At 45.2% G+C, this 1,568-nt stretch carries 2 protein-coding genes and 1 pseudogene; 1 reads left to right on the forward strand and 2 read right to left on the reverse strand.

The genetic code is table 11. The features are described from left to right. A pseudogene (locus tag V7D78_RS17295) lies at positions 1 to 285 on the forward strand (type I DNA topoisomerase); the annotation flags it as partial. 74 nt (positions 286 to 359) lie between these two features. Here the strand turns inward: V7D78_RS17295 and V7D78_RS17300 are convergent. Then, positions 360 to 1,124 (reverse strand): hypothetical protein, encoded by a 765-nt coding sequence (locus tag V7D78_RS17300; protein WP_333609694.1) that lies wholly within the window; start codon positions 1,122 to 1,124, stop codon positions 360 to 362. Positions 1,125 to 1,197: 73 nt separating this feature from the next. Next, on the reverse strand, positions 1,198 to 1,568 hold a 371-nt coding region (locus tag V7D78_RS17305), incomplete at its 5' end, for a sensor histidine kinase (protein ID WP_333609695.1).

Consider the following 1,568-nt stretch of genomic DNA (forward strand, 5'->3'; position numbering starts at 1 on the left):
GCTGGCTTATTTTTAGCCGCATCAACCTTTCCCAAATCACGTGAAACCCGCGCTCCTATGGTGGCGGAGCTTAAGCTATATCGTGAGCGTTTATCGCCTAAGTTTTATTATCTGGCTGATGCGCCGGTAAAAGATACTGCAGGTAATCCCAGCATCGTGCGCTGGAGCCGTAAAACTAAACAGCAGTACGTGATGACCGAGCAGGATGGCAAAGCCACAGGTTGGGCCGCTTGGTATGAAAATGGTAAGTGGGTTATTACCAGCAAGGAAAGCAGTAAAGAATAGTCATAGCTGTTGTTATGATTTGGTCAGTGAAGGCTGGTAGCAGCAATGCTAGCAGCCTTCAATGTTAGATGTGGTTACCATTTACGTTTCGGTGCAAATAGCTCGTCTAAATCTTTGTTTTCTTTTTCTTCTTTTTTAGCGCGGTCGCGTAGGTTGCCTGCTTTCAATTCAGTGGCAATATCTTCCAGCACCTGACTGACTTCAGCTTTTCTGCTATTAATATATTCATCCTGAAAGGCAACACCGTTTAATGATAACAAGGCCTTCTCATAATATTGCCTGGCTGAACCCAGCATATTGTTGGTACGAGCCTGATGGCCGCGTTTAATTTGGCTTTCGACATTGATTTTAAGTTGCAACGATTCCAGTCTGCGATCTTCTGTCAGTACCATCTGGGTATCCGCATTGCCACGAGCGTGTTCTGTGCGCAACATGTTACGGAGCTTTTTAATGCCTTTAATCAGATTAATCAGCTGCTGATCGTTATCTGGCAGAGAAAGACCCTCGGCTGGAAGAGGGGCGTCTTTGTTACCTTCTTTTAACTGTTGCTCAATATCAGTTAAGCGTTGCTTTAAATCCCTTGCTGATGGTTCAAGTTCTACCATGGCTTTAAGGGTATAGCTGATACGCTTGAGCAGCATCAGTGACAGCGCAGCACTTATAGGTACGTTGGCCGGATTCATCAACACGTCTTCAGTATCTTCCAGGGTATTACGCAGCTTACTGTATTCGGCTCGCTTCAAGGCTTCTAACCGTTGCCTGTGCTGCTGAATGACATTAACAATAACCGCAATAACCACCAGTGCTATCACCAGGGTGATAATAAGGGGTACTAACATCTAAACCTCTGTCGCTGTTGGCTATCACGCCATACTAATCATAAAATGCCGGGTTGAACAGTCCGCCGTTAGATTATGGCAGCTGCAGTACAAAGACGCCGCCCCCTAACTCACTATTATTGCGCAATTGTACTGAGCCATGTTGACCTTGATTTTTATGCGCAGCAGCAATTAATCTTGCAAAATACAAGCCAAGCCCGGTATGGCTGTGTTGTAAATCGGGTGGTGACATATCAGGCTTTACCGCTTGCAGCATAAAATCGGGAAAGCCCGGGCCGTCATCATTTACGGCTAATACAAGTTGTTGTTGCTCTACGCTTACTTGCACCAGAATGCGCTGCCGACAATAGCGCAATGCATTTACAAACACGTCGTTTAGTACATGTATGATTAATTCACGGTCAAAATACCAGGCCAGATGTTCATCTACCTCAATTTGAATAT

The sequence above is a fragment of the Arsukibacterium sp. genome (assembly GCF_036735525.1).
Taxonomy (GTDB): Bacteria; Pseudomonadota; Gammaproteobacteria; order Enterobacterales; family Alteromonadaceae; genus Alishewanella.